This is a genomic window from Sulfuriferula sp. GW1 (assembly GCF_047300855.1).
Classification (GTDB): Bacteria; Pseudomonadota; Gammaproteobacteria; order Burkholderiales; family Sulfuriferulaceae; genus Sulfuriferula.
In genome coordinates, this window is sequence record NZ_CP170197.1 from 1,997,789 (window position 1) to 2,016,217 (window position 18,429).

An 18,429-nucleotide genomic window follows, 5' to 3' on the forward strand; every position below is an offset into this window, starting at 1 on the left:
GAAATTTGAAATCCGGGGTCGATTGAACATCCTCGGTCCAGTTAAGTCCATCCGGCAAAGCTGGTGGTTACCTCAATAAATACCTACACCGCCTGGTAGTTGTACCACGCGCTACCGTTCGATCCGGGTACCATCATCGAACCGGTGCGTTCGAACATTCATCCCGAAAGTGCCTATAACGAGAAAATCCTTACAGATTTTCCAGGTTCATTGGAGCAATCATGACCACTCGCCATTATCTGCATACCGGCCAACGCACCTGCCATGCCGACGATGGACGCGAGATTGCGTGCGAAGGCTCCGGCCAGGATGCCTCGTATCCCGTCGGCACGCCCTGGCCGGAACCGCGCTTCGACTTGCGCAGCGACGAGGTCATGGATGGCCTGACCGGTCTGATCTGGTGCCGCAATGCCAATCTCGCCGAGTTTCCGCTCACCTGGCAGGAAGCACTGGATTTCGTCGCAAGCATGAACCGCGAACAGCGTTTCGGCCAGCGCGACTGGCGTATGCCCAATCGCCGCGAATTGCGCAGTTTGCTCAGTCTGCAAACCAAATTGCCTGCCCTGCCCGAGCAACACCCGTTCATCAATGTGTTCAACGGCTGGTACTGGAGCGCGACGACGGCGGTCATCAGCCCGGCGCACGCCTGGTATGTGGCGCTCGATGGCGCGCGCATGTTTTACGGCGGCAAAGATCAATCCTTCATGCTCTGGCCGGTACGCGGCGCAGGCCTGGGTGTTGTCCCGCGCACCGGCCAAAGCCTATGCTACGACGCCGCCGGCAAAGTCATTTCATGCACCGGGACGGGACAGGACGGCGAATGGCGTTTCGGTGCCGCATGGCCTGAACCGCGCTTCGAAATACACCCAACCGGCGTCCTGGATCGTCTCACCGGTCTGCTCTGGCGCCGCAGCGCGAACCTCACACCGCAGCCGGTGGTCTGGCGCGAGGCATTGGCAGCGGTGGCCGCGCTCAACCATCAAGGCGCGGGAACTGTCTGGCGGCTGCCCACGATCAACGAACTGGAGGCACTGGTGGATTGCGCCGTCCACAGTCCGGCGTTGCCGTCCGGACATCCTTTCGTCGACGTGCAGGACATTTACTGGTCGTCAACCACCAGCCTGTTCGAGCCCGATTGGGCCTGGGCCCTGTACCTTGGAAAAGGCGCGACGGGCGTCGGACAAAAGCGCTTCGCACAATTTTCGGTATGGGCCGTGGCCAATGCGGCAGCGTTCGTCGATACCGCGAAAATACTCACGCCTTCGTGTTGCACGACCATGTTGTGAATCATCTCGGTGAGCAGCACCGTCTTGCCCACGCCTGCCCCGCCAAACAGGCCCGCCTTGCCGCCGCGCACAGAAACAACCGTGCCGGCATTCGGAATGCCGGATTTACGGTTCACGGTTTCCGCCGCATATTCCCTATTATTATCAATCCAGCACGCGCAGCTCATTTCGCCGGTGCTTTCCTTTTTTGCCCTGGTTTTGCATCCCCTTCCCATTTCCAGTCGCGAATCTCTGGCATGTCTTCACCGTGCCTGTCGATGTAGGCCTTGTGATCGAGCAGCTTGTCACGCATAGCCTGCTTGGCATGGGCGGCGCGCGAGCCCAGGCCCGGCACCCGGTCGATGACGTCGATGACCAGATGGAAGCGGTCGAGATCGTTCAACACCACCATGTCGAAGGGGGTGGTGGTGGTGCCGTTTTCCTTGTATCCGCGTACGTGCATCTGCTGATGATTGGTACGGCGGTAGGTCAGGCGATGAATCAGCCAGGGATAGCCGTGGAAGGCAAAAATGATGGGCTTGTCCTCGGTAAACAGGCCGTCGAAATCCCTGTCCGCAAGGCCGTGAGGATGTTCGCTTTGCGGTTGCAAGGTCATCAAATCCACTACGTTGATGACGCGGATCCTCAGTTCGGGAAAGTGCTGCCGCAGGATCTTGACCGCAGCCAGCGTCTCTAGCGTCGGCACGTCCCCGCAACAGGCCATCACCACATCGGGGTCGCCGCCTGCGTCGTTGCTGGCCCATTCCCAGATGCCGAGTCCGGCGGTGCAGTGCTTGATGGCCGCTTCCATGTCCAGCCATTGCAGTTCCGGCTGTTTGCCGGCGACGATGACATTGACGTAATTGCGGCTGCGCAAGCAGTGGTCGGTGACCGACAGCAAGGTGTTGGCATCGGGCGGCAAATAGACGCGGATAACGTCCGCCTTCTTGTTCACCACGTGGTCGATGAAACCCGGATCCTGATGGCTGAATCCGTTGTGGTCCTGCCGCCACACGTGCGACGAGAGCAGGTAGTTCAACGAGGCGATGGGGCGCCGCCACGGTATGTCTCTCGACACCTTGAGCCACTTGGCGTGCTGGTTGAACATCGAATCGACGATGTGGATAAACGCTTCGTAGCATGAGAAGAAACCATGCCGACCCGTCAGCAGGTAACCTTCGAGCCAACCCTCGCACTGGTGCTCGCTCAACATTTCCATCACCCGGCCATCGGCCGCGACGTGGTCGTCGATGGGAATGATGTCTGCGGTCGAGCAACGCTGCGTCACTTCGAACAGCGCGCTCCAGCGGTTCGACGCCGTTTCGTCCGGGCTGAAGATACGGAAGTTGCGCGCCTCGGCGTTGAGTTGCAGCACGTCGCGCATGAACTGGCCCTGCACGCGCGTCGATTCGTCTTCCACGGCACCGGGTTTCGGCACCTCGACCGCATAATCGCGGAAATCCGGCATGCGCAGATCGCGCAGCAGCATGCCGCCATTGGCATGCGGGTTCGCGCCCATGCGCCGCTCGCCGGTCGGCGCCAATTCGGCCAGTTCCGGCATGAGCCTGCCATGGTCGTCGAATAATTCTTCGGGCCGGTAACTCTTCATCCATTGCTCGAGAATCTTCAGGTGCTTCGGCTTCGTTTCAAAATCGGTCACCGGCACCTGGTGCGCGCGGAATGTCCCTTCGACCGGCTTGCCGTCGACTGTTTCGGGACCGGTCCAGCCCTTGGGCGAACGCAGGATGATCATCGGCCAGCGCGAGCGCTCGCTGAACCCGTTGGCGCGAGCGTCGTGCTGGATACGCTGGATCTCGACAACCACCGTATCGAGCGTGGCGGCCATCAGCTGATGCATTGCCTCGGGATCGTCGCCCTCGACGAAATACGGGGTGTAACCGTAGCCGCGAAAAAGCTGGTCCAATTCCTCGTGACTAATGCGCGCCAGCACCGTGGGGCCGGCAATCTTGTAGCCGTTCAAATGCAGAATGGGCAGCACCGCGCCATCGTGAACCGGATTGATGAACTTGTTCGAATGCCAGCTGGTGGCCAGCGCGCCGGTTTCCGCCTCGCCATCGCCCACCACGCAGGCCACCAGCAAGCCGGGATTGTCGAACGCGGCGCCATAGGCGTGCGACAGGGAATAACCGAGTTCGCCGCCTTCGTTAATCGAGCCCGGAGTTTCCGGCGCGACGTGACTGGGGATGCCGCCGGGAAAAGAAAACTGGGTGAACAGTTTTTTCATTCCCGCTTCGTCCCGGGAAATGTTCGGATACAGTTCGCTGTATGTGCCCTCCAGATAGGTGTTGGCCACCAGGCCCGGCCCGCCGTGTCCGGGACCGGTGACATTGATGATGTTCAGGTCATATTGCCGGATGATGTGGTTGAGGTGAACGTAAATGAAATTCAGGCCCGGCGTGGTGCCCCAGTGTCCCAGCAAGCGCGGCTTGACATGGGCCAGCTTCAAGGGTTTTTTGAGCAGCGGATTGTCGTACAGATAAATCTGGCCTACCGACAGATAGTTGGCTGCGCGCCAGTAAGCGTTGATCCTGCGCAGCAGATCAGGCGACAGCGGCTGGTCCAGTTGCTTGGGCTGTTTCGTCTTCATGAATCTATTCCTTCCTTTTCAGTTGGGAGGCCCAGCACGTGGCAGGCCGATTTTGCGATCATCACTTCCTCGTCCGTATGCATGACGCGAACAGTGACCCGGCTGGTCGCCGCTGAAATCACGTCCGCATTCGTCGCGTTGCGCTTTTCCTCGATCTCGATGCCAAGAAATTCCAGTCCGTCACAGATGCGCGCGCGGACTGCAGGCGCGTTCTCGCCGATCCCGCCCGCGAACACCAGCGTATCCAGCCCGCCCAGCACTGCGGCGTAGGCCCCGATCCATTTTTTTGCCTGGTAGCAAAACAGTTCGACCGCTTCCGCAGCGCGCACGTCGGTCGCCTCATGTTCCATCAAATCGCGCATGTCGGAACTGGTCCCGGACACGCCGAGCAGTCCGGATTCATGATTGATGAGATGGTTGAACTGTTGGGGCGTCAGATTTTCACTCTGCATCAGGTACCAGGCCACGCCGGGATCCAGGTCGCCGGTCCGGGTGCCCATAGTCAAACCCCCGGTCGGGGTAAATCCCATGCTGGTATCGATGCTGCACCCGTCGCGCACCGCAGCCAGGCTCGCGCCGTTACCCAGGTGTGCCAGAATCACGCGGCCCTGGGCGGTTTGCTTGCCGGCAAGCTGCGCGAGTTCCTGCATCAGGTAAGCATAGGACAGTCCATGGAAGCCGTAGCGCCGTATCCCCATGGCATCGAAACGGCGCGGGATGGGCAACAGCTGCGCCACGCGCGGCAAGCTGTGGTGGAACGCCGTGTCGAAGCACGCCACTTGCGGTAGTTGCGGATAACGCCGGCGGAACGCCTCGATCAGTTCAATCTCGCGCGGAAGATGTTCCGGATCGTACGGACTGATGCGATACAGTTCATCCAGCAATGCCTGGGAGACCCGCTCAGGCTCGGTATGTTGCATGCCGTGCACCACGCGGTGGCCCACCGCCCGGATGTGGGTAAAACCGACCTGCTGTTCGAGCCAGTCGATCAGGAAATTCGCTGCCGAACCGTGGTTGGCTGCTTCGATATTGCGACTGCCAGGCTCGGTCCGGGACGTATCGTTGAAAGTCAGATTCGTCCCGGGCAGGCCGATGCGGTCCACTTTTCCAACCAGCTTTCGCTCCAGCGCTTCGCCAATCCGATACAAGGCGAACTTGATGCTCGACGAGCCACCGTTGATCGTCAGGATACTTGTGCTTGCGGACATCATGGATGCATTCCTCAGCGTGGTGCGATTCGAACCGGACGTGTTGGCAACGACTGCTTCAGTCGCGCTGGAGTAACAGCTTATTCACCGTGCATCCTCCACGGCCGCTTCAGCGTTTTCCGGATAAGGCGCGGGCCCTGTGTTGGCAGGGGTGATCAGGCGCCAAACGCGAAGACAGCTATTTCTGAATCACCGGATTCGCGGCTATGTCAGGCCAATTCTGGACCTTCTGCCACGTCTGCTGTACCGCAGGCGGCAGTTTGTCCATATGCTTCAGAAACAGCGCAAGCGTCCATATATCCTGGTCGCTCAGGGAATACCCGAACGCAGGCATCCCGGTCAGGCGTATGCCGTGCTTGATCTTCCAGAACGAATATCCTTCCGGGTCGTCTTCCACCCCATCGGTCGCCAATTGCGGAGGCGGCGGATACTCGCCTTTCGCTATCGGGGAAAGTGCGGCAACGCCCTTCGCGGAACCATGGCAAACGGCGCAATTCTGTGCGAACAGATGAACACCATTCATGAGATTCTGATCGGTCAACGCCACCGGATTCGGGTCTTTTGGAGCCTCGCGACGCAGTGTCGCGTTTAACGATGTATGGGCCATCCAGGTTTCCAGCCAAATGGGTTTTCCATCGGCGTTGGCCGGGATAAATCCGCTACTCACCAGCAGGTAAGCGCCGATCAATGCAACGGCAAGCGTTAAGGCAACGCCTGCAACAATACCTTTCAACATAAGACCTCCTCAAATTAGCAGCAAGTCGCCACCGATATCCAGACACAAGTTCGCGATCGAAATCGCTCTTTTCAGTCGACCTCCCCTACCACGCCGACCCACCTTGACCGTTTGCTCATCGAGCCGGTGCAGCGGATCTTCATGGAACCGGCATTCAGCCATCTTCATACTCACATCCAATCACTGCTGCCACAGGACATGCGCGGCCTCCAGCGGCACCGCCACACCATCGCGATGCGCCATGAGGCGTGCCGTATAGTCCGTCGCCGGGCGCATGGCAGGCACGCCTGCGCGGTAGGCGTAGCCGTTGGTTGCACCCACCAGTTGCCGCACGCGCGCCATCTCCACGCGTTCCGCCGCGCCACCGTTAACGCCATTGGCATAAAGTTCGACCCGCACGGACTGCGGGTCGAGTTCATCAAGATATATTTGCACCTCGAATACATGCTGCTCAGCGTCGGTTTCAAGCTTCACTTCACCGAAACGCAGTGTGTTCCATTTCTGTTCCAGCGCATGCCGCCAATGCACCAACTCCACGCCGATTGCGCCCTGATCGGCAGCGCGCTCCCGGTAGGCAGACGCAGCCGGGAGGTAGTGCTGCTCGGTATATTCGCGCACCGAGCGGTTGGTGGAAAAACGCGGCGTCAATTGCGCCATGCTTTCCCGCATGCGGGCCACCCAGGCGCTGGGGATACCTTGTTCATCACGCGTATAAAACTCGGGAATCACCTCATGTTCGAGCAGGTCATACAGGGCTTCGGCTTCGCTGGCGTCCCAGGCGGGATCGCTGTCATGTTCCTGCCCATCCCCCAACGCCCAGCCCACTTCCGGCGTATAGGCTTCCGCCCACCAGCCGTCCAGTTCAGACAGGTTGATGCCGCCATTGACCAGCACCTTCATGCCGCTGGTGCCACACGCTTCCCAGGGGCGTTGCGGCGTGTTGAGCCAGACGTCCACACCCTGCACCAACTGCTCAGTCAAATCCATATCGTAGTCGCTGAGGAAGATTGCGTGGGGGCGCACTTCGGGCCGCCGGATGAAATGCATCCATTGCTGAATCAGTGCCTGTCCTGCCTGGTCTGCGGGATGGGCCTTGCCAGCGATGATGAGCTGTACCGGGCGACGCGGATTAGTCAGCAGGCGCAGCAACCGCTCAGGGTCGTGCAGCAGCAGATTCGGCCGCTTGTAACTGGCAAAACGGCGTGCGAAACCCAGCGTCAAGGTATTGCAATCAAACAGATTCTTCGCCCCCTCGACCTCCTTGGGTAATGCACCGGCTGCAGCCAATTCCCGGGACAATCGCGTGCGCGCGTATTCGACCAGAGACTTGCTGGAGTCGGTACGAAATTGCCAGAGTCTGGCATCGGAGACACAGTGGATGTCCCGCTCCAGGTTTTCTGTTGCACCCAGCCAGCGCTCCTTTCCACACAACTCGGTCCAAAGATCATCGGCCTCCACCGAATCCCAGGTCGGCATATGGACGCCGTTGGTCACGTGTCCAACCGGCACTTCCTCGGTCGGCCAGTGCGGAAACAGCGGCTCGAACAGATGCCGGCTCACTTTTCCATGCAAGCGGCTCACGCCATTCACCGCCCCGCTGCCGCGAATCGCCAGATAAGCCATGTTGAAAGGTTCCGACGCGTCGTTCGGGTTCTGACGTCCCAAGGCCAGCAAATCGTGGCGGGTGATACCGAGCTGCGTGTGTGCATAGCCAGCAAGGTATTGCTCGATCAGCGCCGGCGCGAAACGATCGAATCCGGCAGCCACCGCCGTGTGCGTGGTGAACAGGTTGCCCGCCCGGGTGACGGCCAGCGCAGCCTCGAAGGTGCGCCCGCTTTCCACCATAAAGCTGCGCGCGCGCTCCAGCACCGCGAAGGCCGCATGCCCTTCATTCAAGTGGCAGACCTCCGGCTTGATGCCGAGCGCTGCGAGCAGCCGCCATCCGCCGATGCCGAGCAGCATTTCCTGTTTCAGGCGCAGCTCCGAGTCGCCGCCGTAGAGTTCGCTGGTAATGCCGCGATGCGCGGGGTAATTCGCTGCGTCATTGCTGTCTAGCAGGTACAGCTTCACGCGGCCGACCTGAACCTGCCAGGCGCGCAGCCAGACCGAATAACCGGGCAAGGCGATCTCCAGCCGTAACCACTCCCCATCCGGTTTACGCAACGGCGTGATCGGCAACTGCCCGGGGTCGTTATACGGAAACAGGGCCTGTTGCGCGCCCTCCTTGTCGATCATCTGGCGAAAATAGCCTTGCTGGTATAGCAGTCCCACGCCGATCACCGGCACGCCCAGATCGCTGGCGGCCTTGAGCTGATCGCCGGCCACGTTGCCCAGCCCGCCCGAGTAAATGGGCAAGGCCTCGCTCAACATGAATTCCATACAGAAATAGGCGACACAGTTGAGTGCAGATTGCGGGTAGGTCTGCTGAAACCACGCAGGCGCTTCCGCCGCTTCGCGCCTGGCTTGCACCAGATCGTCAATGTTTTTGCGAAAAGCCGGATCGGCCAAAACACGCTGGAGTTTCTCGCGTGACACCGTCTGCAATACCACCCACGGATTCCGGGTCAGATCCCAGAGCGCCGGATCAAGCTGGCGCCACACGTCATCAGCGCCATGACTCCATGCCGAACGCATGTCCAGGGCCAGTTCGCTCAGGGAGTCGAATCCCTTGATGTCCCTGGATAAAAGACGCGCTTTCGGATGGCCGATCCAGGCTTGTTCGCTCATAAGCTTCCCTAAACTTGTTCCGGCGGCAATCCCGCCGACTGCGCGGGCGCTGTCAGCGCCGCATCGACGATGGTTTGCGCTTCTGCCAGGATACGGCGCAGATGTTCCTGGCCACGAAAGCTTTCAGCATAGACCTTGTAGACATCTTCGGTGCCGGATGGGCGCGCCGCAAACCAGCCGCTTTCCGTCACGACTTTCAGGCCGCCGATAGACGCAGCATTGCCCGGCGCGTTGGTGAGGATCGTTTCGATTTTTTCACCCGCCAATTCTGTCGACACAATCTGCTGTGGCGAGAGCTGGGCCAGCCGTTGTTTTTGCTGCGGGCTTGCGGGCGCTTCAACCCGATCGTAAGCCGGCTCGCCGAACTCGCGCGTCAGTTCAAGGTAAATTTCGCCGGGATCGCGGCCCATGCGCGCGGTGATCTCCACCGCTAGCAAAGCCGGCACCATGCCGTCCTTGTCTGTGGTCCAGACGCTGCCATCCAGGCGCAGAAACGAGGCGCCGGCGCTTTCTTCGCCGCCAAAGCCGAGCGAGCCGTCGAGCAGGCCATCCACAAACCACTTGAAACCGACCGGCACCTCATAGAGTTTCCGGCCGAGCTTGGCCGTGACGCGATCGATCATCTGGCTGCTGACGACGGTCTTGCCCACCGCCGCATCCTTGCGCCACTTCGGCCGATGCTGGAACAGGTAGTAAATGGCAGCGGAAAGATAATGGTTGGGCGGCAGCAGGCCCGCGTTGCGCGTGACAATACCGTGGCGGTCATGATCGGTATCGCAAGCGAGGGCGATGTCGAAGCGATCCTTGAGGCCAATCAGACTTTGCATGGCGTAGGGCGAGGACGGGTCCATGCGAATCCGGCCGTCCCAGTCGACGCTCATGAAGCGAAAGGTCGGATCAACGGCTTCGTTCACCACCGTCAGGTTCAACCCATAGCGCTCGGCGATCGGGCCCCAATAGTGCACCCCGGCGCCACCCAGCGGGTCCACGCCCAGACTGATGCCAGCGCCGCGAATCGCATCCATGTCGAGCACGTTGCCGAGATCGCTCACGTAAGCGTTGAGATAGTCGTGCCGGTGCGTGGTGGCGACGTGCAGCGCTTTCTCGAAGGGTATCCTGTTCACGCCCTGCAAGCCGTTTTCCAGAAATGCGTTGGTGTGGGCTTCGATCCATCCCGTGACATTTTTATCTGCCGGTCCGCCGTGGGGCGGGTTGTACTTGAAGCCGCCATTATCGGGGGGATTGTGTGAAGGCGTGATGACAATACCGTCCGCCAGCCCGCTTTCGCGGCCGCGGTTGTAAGCGAGGATGGCATGCGAAATCACCGGCGTCGGCGTGTATTCATCCTTTTCCGCGAGCATGACTTCCACACCGTTGCCCGCCAGCACTTCGAGCGCGCTGGCATACGCCGGCTCGGACAGCGCATGCGTGTCTATTCCCACAAACAGCGGGCCGTCGACCCCCTGTTGCCTGCGGTAATCACAGATAGCCTGACTGATGGCAAGCACATGCCACTCGTTGAAGCTGTTTTCGAACGCGCAACCACGGTGCCCCGAGGTGCCGAATGCGACCCGTTGGGCCGGCACCGACGGGTCTGGCACCTCGGTGTAGTAGGCCGTGATGAGTCTGGGCACGTTGATCAGCAACGCCGACGGGACGGGCTTACCCGCCAATGGACTTGTTTTCATTCACGCATCGATAGCACTGTTCATTCGGTACCGGCAGAAGCAGGAAATTTAACTCTCTGTTATCACGCCCAGGCTCACGGCAAACCAGCTTTGTGGATCGGTCCAGGTGTGTTCGACTTCGAAGCCTCCGCTACGCATCATGTTTTCCAAACGCCCGACTGTATATTTATAGCTGTTTTCCGTATGAATGCGTTCGCCCCGGCAAAATGTCAGCGTCTGGTCCAGCGCATCGATTCTGACCTGTTGCGCCTGAGTACTTTCCAGGTGCATTTCGACACGGGCCACGGACTCGTTCCATAAAGCGACATGCTGAAATGCGTCGGTATCAAAGTTGCCGCCCAACTCACGATTAATGCGGGACAGCAGATTCTTGTTGAATGCTGCGGTGATACCCGCCTGATCATCGTAAGCAGCAACGAGGACATCGCGATCCTTCACCAGATCCACCCCAAGCAATAAGTGGTCGCCGGGAGACAAATGGTGGGCAACGCTTTTAAGCAACCCAATGGCGTCGCTCTGTTCCAGATTGCCGATACTCGAACCAATATACAGAACGAGACGGGGCGACGCGTGGGCGCCGAGAAACGACAAATCTTCGAAATCGCCGACATGCGGGTAGACGTTTACCGTCTCGAAATCCGCATTCAATTCGTTTTTTGCCAGTTGCAAAGCGGCATGCGATACATCCAAGGGGAAATAGTCCACGCTGGGCTGGAGACGTACCAACGAATTCAGCAGAATGCGCGTCTTGGTCGCCGTGCCCGCGCCGAGCTCACTCACGGAAACGTCCCTCCCGATCCGGGAACAGATTTCATCCGCGTTGGCCGTCAATATCGCCGCTTCGGTGCGGGTCGGATAATACTCCGGCAGGCAGGTAATCTGTTCGAATAGCGCGGAGCCTTCCTCGTCATAAAACAGCTTGGGCGGCAGCGCCCTGTGAGGACGTGAGAGCCCTTCCAGCACCTCGGCTGCGATCCCGGACAGGCAGCGTTGCTCAAGTGTTGTCATCGGCCAACCTGATTCCCGAAAACTGCCAGCGCGCCTGGGGCGGAAAGAAATTGCGATACGTTGCGCGGAGGTGCGACGCAGGCGTCGCGCAGGAGCCGCCGCGCAATACCATCTGGTTGCACATGAATTTACCGTTGTATTCGCCTACCGGACCGGCTGATGGACGATACCCCGGATAGGCAACATACGGACTCGCGGTCCATTCCCACACATCCCCGAAAATTTGCTGCAGATTCGTATCGGCGTGCGCCGGACATGGGTGGAAAGCTTCGTTCTCCAGCAGATTCCCGCGGATTTTCACCGTGCTGGCTGCGACTTCCCATTCAAACTCCGTCGGTAACCGCGCCCCTGCCCAGCGTGCATAGGCATCGGCTTCGTAGAAACTGACATGGCATACCGGTTCGTTCGGATTTAATGGCAGCCTGCCCCGGCTGGTGAACACATACCAGGCATCATCTTCATGCTCCCAATAGAGTGGCGCTGTCCAGCCATTTGCATTGATGTGATCCCAGGCGTCAGACAGCCACAATTCCGGACGCATGTAACCGCCATCGTCCATGAACTCCAGGTATTCAGCGTTGGTAACCAGCCGCGAAGCCAATCGAAATGATTTGATATAAGTGCGGTGACGCGGCAATTCATTATCGAATGCAAAGCTGTAGCCATCATGGCCTACCTCATGGACGTCTTCCTCGAAAGCGATCCACGACAATGGCTCTATCAAGGAATCAAAGGCCTTGATCTGGGCCGGCTGATAGTTTGGCCGCAGCGGATTGGTCCAGAATGCATGCTTGATATCAGTAACGATCAGCTCCTGATGCTGTTGCTCGTGATTCAATCCCAGCTCAAGCATTTGCAAGAGTTCAGCCGGTACTTCGTCCTCGAACAGTTTTTGCATGCAGCTATCCACATGGTTGCGATAGCGAAGAATCTCGTACAGTTCAGGACGCGAAAAAACGCTACGAATGGCGCGATCGGGATGGCGTCCCAGTTGCTTGTAATAAGAATTGAACAGAAATTTGTAGCTCGCATCGAACGGCACGTAATCGCGCATATGTGACGCCAGAATGAAGGTCTCGAAGAACCATGTGGTGTGCGCCAGGTGCCATTTGGTGGGACTGGCTTCCGGCATGGACTGCACCATCTGATCCTCCGGACTCAATGGCTCCGCGAGTTTCAGGGTTTGAGTGCGTACTTCGACATAGCGCCTCAACAGATCGTATTGCGCCTGCATTGGCAGGGATTCGCGTGCCGCGGCTGTGGTACTGGTCATTGTTAACTTGCTCCTTCGGGTAGAGATAAAATTACTGGAAACAGGCATCCTTCAAAGCATGTATTTCAAATCGGATGCGTGGGTAGGGTTGGCGAACAAAACCTGTTTGAGTTGCCCGGCATTGATATCAGAACGCATCGCCAGCGTGAACAGATTGATGGTTTCCTCAGCCGCCGGGCCGAGCAGGTGCGCGCCCAATATTCGCTCGCTCCCTTCTTCAATCAGCACCTTGAACACTGCGGTTTGTTCAGCAACACGGCGTGAGGAATACCAGCCGCCGATGTCCATCATATTTGTACGAAAATGCAATCCTTGCTCGATGGCCGCCTGTTCGGACAAACCCACGGCTGCAAGCGGCGGGATGGAAAATACGACACTGGGCGTCATCCGGTAGTCAGCCCGCCGTTGATTGCCATTGAGCAAATTGGCAGCGATCAGTTCGCCGTCATAACCGGCCACTGGCGTAAGCGGCAGCCCACCGCTGGCCGCAGCATCGCCACCTGCATAGACAGCGGGATTGGACGGGCTTTGCAGATAGTCATTGACCGTCACGCCGTGCTTTTCCCTGGCCACCCCGGCCACTTCCAGCGCAAGGTCATCCAGATCCGGCACGCGGCCTGCAGCGTGCACTGCAAGATCGCATTCAAAAGCCACTTCGACACCATGCTGCCTGGCATATACCTTCAATCCGTCATTTGCGGTTTTTTCAACGGCCTCGACCGTGGTGGCGGTATGAATCGCCACGCCCAGACCAACGGTGCTGTCCGCCAATCTGGACACAAGATCAGGGTCGAATCCCTCGAGTACGCGATCGCCGCGGTGCAGCACGGTAACCCTGGATCCGGCACGCGCGGCGAGATGCGCGAATTCCATGGCGATATAACCGCCGCCGACAAAAACGATTCGTTCGGGCAATGCTTCCATATCCATAAACCGGGTACTGTCGATCAAATACGCCTCGCCCGGGATATTCAGTTTTGCAGGTGCCGCACCGCTGGCGATCACCAGGTGATTGCCCTTCAGCGTCTCGTTCCCGATTTCAACGACGTTGCGATCAATGAATTTCGCCCGTCCATGAAAACTTCGAATCCCTGCTTGTTCGAATGCGTGTTCCGTTTCTGCCGGGACCGGATCCGTGAAGGAATGTTTAAACCGTATCAGACCTGGCCAATCGATTTTGAGTGCGCCGCTGACCGCGTGCACTTTCCCCATCCTGCGCGACCAGTCGAGCAGATCGGCAGCGCCCACCAGCACTTTCTTGGGGGCGCAACCGCGTAACCCGCAGGTTCCGCCAAACGGCAGCGAATCGGCCACTGCCACCGTCCAGCCCGCGGCGCGGCACGTGGTCGCGACAATCGACCCAACGGTGCCGCTACCGATTACAATCAAATCGAAGGCTTGCATACCGATATCTCCAGTAACGAGAAAATTTCCGCACTGCATCAGCCATCCGCAAAAATAGCCGCGGTAAAGTCAGTTGGTCCGGAGATTAACTGGCGCGCCAGTGACCCTGACGCTGTAGACAGAAACGCTAGTCTTTCCACCGCGTTTGGGTCCGTTTATGGGCTTTCAATCACTGTGGGAATTGTCTCTTTCACTTACAAAATTGTATGTACGCTCGCGTACGTAAAGGGAAGAATGTCGCCTTCAATCGAAACGTAAGATCAAATTCGGACAGACCGATTTCACTTCTTCGCAGCGTGGCGCGCCAGTTGTTCCCTCGCTGTGGCAACAACGTGTGCTGGCTCGAACCCGAACTGCTGCGCAACAACTTTCATCGGTGCAGATAATCCGAAGCTGTCCAAGCCAAGAATGCTTCCATCAAAGCCGGTATAGCGTTCCCAGCCAAATCCGGACGCCGCTTCGACGGCGACGCGCGCGGTGATCTCCGGCGGCAGCACGCTGTCGCGGTATTCCCGGCCCTGGCTCTCGAACAGCTCCCACGATGGCATGCTGACCACGCGCGCCTTGATTCCCTCCAGCTTCAGTTGCTCATAGGCGGCAATGCACAGCGCGACCTCGCTGCCGGTCGCCAGCAGCAGCACATCGGGGCGCTGGTGCGGGGCGTCGGCGAGCACGTAGGCGCCGCGCGCCACACCACTTGCCGATGCGTACTGGCTACGGTCCAGCGTCGCCAGCGCCTGGCGCGTCAACACCAGGCACACCGGGCGATCCTTGAGCTGCATGATCACCCGCCACGCTTCCACTACTTCGTTGGCATCCGCCGGGCGCAACACCATCATGCCGGGCATTGCACGCAAGGATGCGAGTTGTTCGACCGGCTGGTGGGTGGGTCCGTCCTCGCCCATGCTGATCGAATCGTGCGTCCAGATGGTGATGACCGGAATCTCCATCATCGCGGCCAGCCGCAGCGCAGCGCGGCAATAGTCGGTAAAAACCAGGAAACTCGCGGCGTAGGGGCGCAGATTCGACAGGCTCAACCCATTGGTGATGGCGCACATCGCATGCTCGCGCACGCCGTAGTGAAAATTGCGTCCGCCGTAGTTGTTGCCTCCCTCGCCCGCCTCGCCAGGGGCCTGAAAATCGCCGGCAAAATCGAAGTTCAAATGCGTCTTGGTCGACGGCGCCAAATCTGCCGCACCGCCCAGCAGCCACGGCATCTTTGCGGCGATGGCGTTGAGCACCTTGCCCGACGAATCGCGCGTCGCCATGCCCTTCGCATCGGCCGGAAATACCGGCAGCGCGCTGTCCCAGCCTGCGGGCAAGTCGCGGCGCTGCATGCAATCGATCTGTTCTGCGAGATCCGGGTACTGCTTGCGATAGGCCGCGAACAGTTTCTCCCAGGCTGTGTGCAGCTTGGCACCGCGGCGGCCGATCTGCTCGCGGAAATGTTCCGGAACGCCGTCCGGCACATAAAACTGCGCATCAGGATCCCAGCCATAGAATTGCTTCGCCAGCCGCACCTCTTCCGCGCCGAGCGGCTCGCCGTGGGCTTCATTGCTGTCCTGCTTGTGCGGTGCGCCATAGCCGATGTGGCTCTGCACGATGATCAGGGTGGGACGGTCACGGGTATCGAGAAAAGTGTTGTAGGCGCGCGTCAACTGTTCCAGGTTGTTGGCATCGGCGACGCGTGTGACATTCCAGCCGTAGCCGAGAAAACGCACCGCCACATCCTCGGTGAAAGCGATGCCGGTCGAGCCTTCGATGCTGATGTGGTTGTCGTCGTAAATCCAGCACAGGTTGGCAAGCTGGAGGTGGCCGGCCAGGGACGCGGCCTCGCTGCTGACCCCTTCCATCATATCGCCATCGCCGCACAGGGCATACACCTTGTGCTCGAACAGAGCGTAACCGGGACGGTTGTAGGTGGCTGCCAGCCAGCGTTCCGCGCTGGCCATGCCGACGCTCGTCGCCACGCCTTGCCCAAGCGGCCCGGTGGTGGTTTCCACGCCGGAGGTCCAGCCATACTCGGGATGGCCGGTACAGCGGCTGCCGGCCTGGCGAAAGCGCTTGATATCATCGAGCGTCACCGCCAGACCGCCGGCCTGTTCATAGCTTGGGCTCATCGCCTTGACCCCGCACAAATAAAGCAGGCTATACAGCAGCATCGAGGCGTGACCGGACGACAGCACGAAGCGATCTCGGTTCGGCCAGTCGGGATGCTCCGGGTCGTAGCGCAGAAAACGCTGCCACAGGCAGTAGGCCGTCGGCGCGGCGTCCATGGGCGTACCGGGATGCCCGGACTGTGCCTGCTGCACGGCGTCGATGGAAAGCGTGCGCAGGGTATTGATGCACAGCTGGTCGAGTTGCGTTGCAGGATCATGCGATTGTTGTGTGGCTTTCATAATGCCTCCTGTCGCGCGCCATCCATTTTTGGGATCTCAGGCAGCGCGGAAAAATCATGATTGATGAGGTCGCCGATACGCTCAATGGTGATATCAGCGGGCGGATAGGCGGCACTATTCCTGGGGTCGAGCGCGTAGTGTCCCTGGCGCGGGAAGACGCTGGTCAGGCGATCCCCCCATAACTTTTTCATCGCTGCCAGAATGCGCAGCTTGTCGTCCACCATGACGTAGTGGCGGGCCGGGTAACGCTGCTCGACATCATCGAGCATTTGCTCCTTGTGCAGGTAAATCAGCACCCGGCCATCGACCGCATCCCACAGTCCCGACCGCTGTACCTTGCGCGGCTGGAACACCACGTCGCCATCCGACAGGATTACCGTCGACCCCCAACGATGCAGATGGGCGATGACATCGAGCGCGCCGGGATACAGGCGCGCTGCAAACGGATAGTCCACCAGGAATGAAGACATACTCAGCAAACGCGGATCGTTCATGGCGCCAACCCGGTAACGTTGCAAGGCGCCCAGATAGTCCGCATAGCCGAGTTCAACGCGCAACGCTTCGAAAATTTCCCAATACCGATCCCGGTTCTCGTCGCCGAACTCATGCGCAAGGTGACCGTTCAGGTCAGCTATGATGCGATCGTTATCGATCAGGGTATTGTCCACATCCAGCAGGAACACCACTTCGTTCGCCGCTGTCATTTTGCCGCCTTTCCCGGTACCGGGTTATACCATCTCCCGTCTGCCGCAATCAGCGCATCAGCCTGTTTCGGCCCCCAGCTGCCGGGCTTGTAGGGCTGTGCCCGGTGGTGCGTTTCAAGCACCGGATCGACCACCGCCCAGGCGGCTTCCACCGCGTCTTCACGGGTGAACAGCGCGCCGTCGCCGGCCATGGCGTCACCCAGCAGTCGCTCGTAGGGTGTCTCCTCTCCCGGCTGTTCATCCAGCAGGTAAAGCTCGCGCTGATCGCCGACGAACTCATTGCCTGCGCGCTTGACGCGCGCGGCGAGGGCGACGGCAGCGTTGGGAGAGAGCCGGAAGCGCAGGTAATTGGCGCGCCCGGCCAGCGGCGCCGAATCGTCGAACAGCCTTTGCGGTGGGGGTTTCAGCTCCACCAGCACCTCGGCCGCTGTGGCCGCCAGGCATTTTCCGGAGCGCAGGTACCACGGCACTCCTGACCAGCGCCACGAGTCGATGTACAGCCGCACGGCGCAGAACGTCTCGACGTCCGATCCCTTCGCCACGCCCGGCTCCTTGCGGTAGCCGGCGTACTGGCCGCGCACCACGTCGTCCGGCTGCAGCGGGTGCATGGCCTGGAACACCTTGGCTTTCTCGCTGTGCACGGCGCCATAGCCCTGATAAGCGGGCGGCTCCATGGCCAGCAGCGCGACAATCTGGAACAGATGGTTCTGGATGACGTCGCGCAGGCAACCGGCGCTTTCGTAAAATGCGCCACGGCCCTTCACGCCGAAATCCTCGGCCAGCGTGATCTGTACGCTGGCTACGTGGTTGCGGTTCCAGATCGGTTCAAGAAATGAATTGGCGAAACGGAAATAGAGGATATTCATGATCGCCTCTTTTCCGAGATAGTGGTCGATGCGGAAGATCGCATCCTCCGCGAACACCGACAGCGCGATGCGGTTGAGCTCACGTGCCGACGCCAGGTCGCGCCCGAACGGCTTTTCGACAATCACGCGCGCCCGATCAGCCAGGCCGGAAGCCCCGAGTCCTTTAATCACCGTGGCGAAAAGCGCGGGCGGGATGGCGAGGTAATGCGCCGGACACCGGGCATCGCCCAACGCCTGCTTGAGTGCTTTGAACGTGCCCAGGTCGTTGTAGTCACCGCCCACATAGCGGAGCAGGGAAAGGAGATGCTCGAAGGCGGCGCGGTCATCGATCTTGCCGGCCTTCTTGATGCTGTCTGTTGCCTGTTTGCGCAGTTGCGCCAGGCTCCATTTCGAGCCGGCAACGCCGACTACCGGCACGTTGAGCACGCCGCGCTTCGCCATCGCATAGAGCGCCGGAAAAATCATCTTGTGGGCGAGGTCGCCGGTCACGCCGAAGATCACCAGCGCGTCTGCCGGCGTGGTGCGGCTATGGGCATGGGCCAT

At 59.7% G+C, this 18,429-nt stretch carries 12 protein-coding genes; 1 reads left to right on the forward strand and 11 read right to left on the reverse strand.

Going from position 1 to position 18,429, the window contains the following annotated elements; all coding sequences use genetic code 11:
• The first annotated feature begins 221 nt into the window (after positions 1–221).
• The gene (locus ACFDAU_RS09815; protein WP_413436750.1) at positions 222–1,286 is read left to right on the forward strand and encodes a DUF1566 domain-containing protein; all 1,065 of its coding nucleotides are present in this window, start codon (positions 222–224) and stop codon (positions 1,284–1,286) included.
• Between the two features lie 163 nt (positions 1,287–1,449).
• Here ACFDAU_RS09815 and ACFDAU_RS09820 read toward each other — a convergent pair whose 3' ends face one another.
• The 11 genes from ACFDAU_RS09820 to zwf form a co-directional block, all read right to left on the reverse strand.
• The gene (locus tag ACFDAU_RS09820; protein ID WP_413436751.1) at positions 1,450–3,873 is read right to left on the reverse strand and encodes a phosphoketolase; all 2,424 of its coding nucleotides are present in this window, start codon (positions 3,871–3,873) and stop codon (positions 1,450–1,452) included.
• Positions 3,870–5,084 carry an acetate/propionate family kinase gene (locus ACFDAU_RS09825; RefSeq protein ID WP_413436752.1) on the reverse strand — a complete coding sequence of 405 codons (1,215 nt, stop codon included), beginning with the start codon at positions 5,082–5,084 and terminating at the stop codon, positions 3,870–3,872. The genes ACFDAU_RS09820 and ACFDAU_RS09825 overlap by 4 nt, the downstream gene beginning before the upstream one ends.
• Positions 5,085–5,259: 175 nt before the next feature.
• The gene (locus ACFDAU_RS09830; RefSeq protein ID WP_413436753.1) at positions 5,260–5,817 is read right to left on the reverse strand and encodes a c-type cytochrome; all 558 of its coding nucleotides are present in this window, start codon (positions 5,815–5,817) and stop codon (positions 5,260–5,262) included.
• Positions 5,818–5,997: 180 nt separating this feature from the next.
• Entirely contained in the window at positions 5,998–8,544 is a 2,547-nt protein-coding gene (gene glgP / locus ACFDAU_RS09835) for an alpha-glucan family phosphorylase (protein WP_413436754.1), read from the reverse strand.
• Positions 8,545–8,552: 8 nt separating this feature from the next.
• Positions 8,553–10,232 (reverse strand): phosphoglucomutase (alpha-D-glucose-1,6-bisphosphate-dependent), encoded by a 1,680-nt coding sequence (pgm, locus tag ACFDAU_RS09840; protein WP_413436755.1) that lies wholly within the window; start codon positions 10,230–10,232, stop codon positions 8,553–8,555.
• A gap of 48 nt (positions 10,233–10,280) precedes the next feature.
• The gene (egtD, locus tag ACFDAU_RS09845; protein ID WP_413436756.1) at positions 10,281–11,240 is read right to left on the reverse strand and encodes an L-histidine N(alpha)-methyltransferase; all 960 of its coding nucleotides are present in this window, start codon (positions 11,238–11,240) and stop codon (positions 10,281–10,283) included.
• Entirely contained in the window at positions 11,227–12,513 is a 1,287-nt protein-coding gene (gene egtB, locus ACFDAU_RS09850) for an ergothioneine biosynthesis protein EgtB (protein WP_413436757.1), read from the reverse strand. Before egtB ends, egtD begins: the two co-directional genes overlap by 14 nt.
• Positions 12,514–12,564: 51 nt before the next feature.
• On the reverse strand, positions 12,565–13,917 hold the full coding sequence (locus ACFDAU_RS09855; protein WP_413436758.1) for a dihydrolipoyl dehydrogenase family protein: 1,353 nt from the start codon (positions 13,915–13,917) through the stop codon (positions 12,565–12,567).
• Between the two features lie 281 nt (positions 13,918–14,198).
• Positions 14,199–16,316 carry a transketolase gene (gene tkt / locus ACFDAU_RS09860; protein ID WP_413436759.1) on the reverse strand — a complete coding sequence of 706 codons (2,118 nt, stop codon included), beginning with the start codon at positions 16,314–16,316 and terminating at the stop codon, positions 14,199–14,201.
• Entirely contained in the window at positions 16,313–17,020 is a 708-nt protein-coding gene (locus ACFDAU_RS09865; protein ID WP_413436760.1) for an HAD family hydrolase, read from the reverse strand. The genes tkt and ACFDAU_RS09865 overlap by 4 nt, the downstream gene beginning before the upstream one ends.
• On the reverse strand, positions 17,017–18,429 hold the full coding sequence (zwf, locus tag ACFDAU_RS09870) for a glucose-6-phosphate dehydrogenase (RefSeq protein WP_413436761.1): 1,413 nt from the start codon (positions 18,427–18,429) through the stop codon (positions 17,017–17,019). The genes ACFDAU_RS09865 and zwf overlap by 4 nt, the downstream gene beginning before the upstream one ends.

Excerpts from the sequence above, each read along its gene's own strand:
- pgm (WP_413436755.1), bottom strand. The coding sequence starts at position 10,232 with ATGAAAACAAGTCCATTGGCGGGTAAGCCCGTCCCGTCGGCGTTGCTG.
- ACFDAU_RS09830 (WP_413436753.1), bottom strand. The coding sequence starts at position 5,817 with ATGTTGAAAGGTATTGTTGCAGGCGTTGCCTTAACGCTTGCCGTTGCA.
- ACFDAU_RS09815 (WP_413436750.1), top strand. The coding sequence starts at position 222 with ATGACCACTCGCCATTATCTGCATACCGGCCAACGCACCTGCCATGCC.
- egtB (WP_413436757.1), bottom strand. The coding sequence starts at position 12,513 with ATGACCAGTACCACAGCCGCGGCACGCGAATCCCTGCCAATGCAGGCG.
- glgP (WP_413436754.1), bottom strand. The coding sequence starts at position 8,544 with ATGAGCGAACAAGCCTGGATCGGCCATCCGAAAGCGCGTCTTTTATCC.
- egtD (WP_413436756.1), bottom strand. The coding sequence starts at position 11,240 with ATGACAACACTTGAGCAACGCTGCCTGTCCGGGATCGCAGCCGAGGTG.
- ACFDAU_RS09825 (WP_413436752.1), bottom strand. The coding sequence starts at position 5,084 with ATGATGTCCGCAAGCACAAGTATCCTGACGATCAACGGTGGCTCGTCG.
- ACFDAU_RS09865 (WP_413436760.1), bottom strand. The coding sequence starts at position 17,020 with ATGACAGCGGCGAACGAAGTGGTGTTCCTGCTGGATGTGGACAATACC.
- tkt (WP_413436759.1), bottom strand. The coding sequence starts at position 16,316 with ATGAAAGCCACACAACAATCGCATGATCCTGCAACGCAACTCGACCAG.
- zwf (WP_413436761.1), bottom strand. The coding sequence starts at position 18,429 with ATGGCCCATGCCCATAGCCGCACCACGCCGGCAGACGCGCTGGTGATC.
- ACFDAU_RS09855 (WP_413436758.1), bottom strand. The coding sequence starts at position 13,917 with ATGCAAGCCTTCGATTTGATTGTAATCGGTAGCGGCACCGTTGGGTCG.
- ACFDAU_RS09820 (WP_413436751.1), bottom strand. The coding sequence starts at position 3,873 with ATGAAGACGAAACAGCCCAAGCAACTGGACCAGCCGCTGTCGCCTGAT.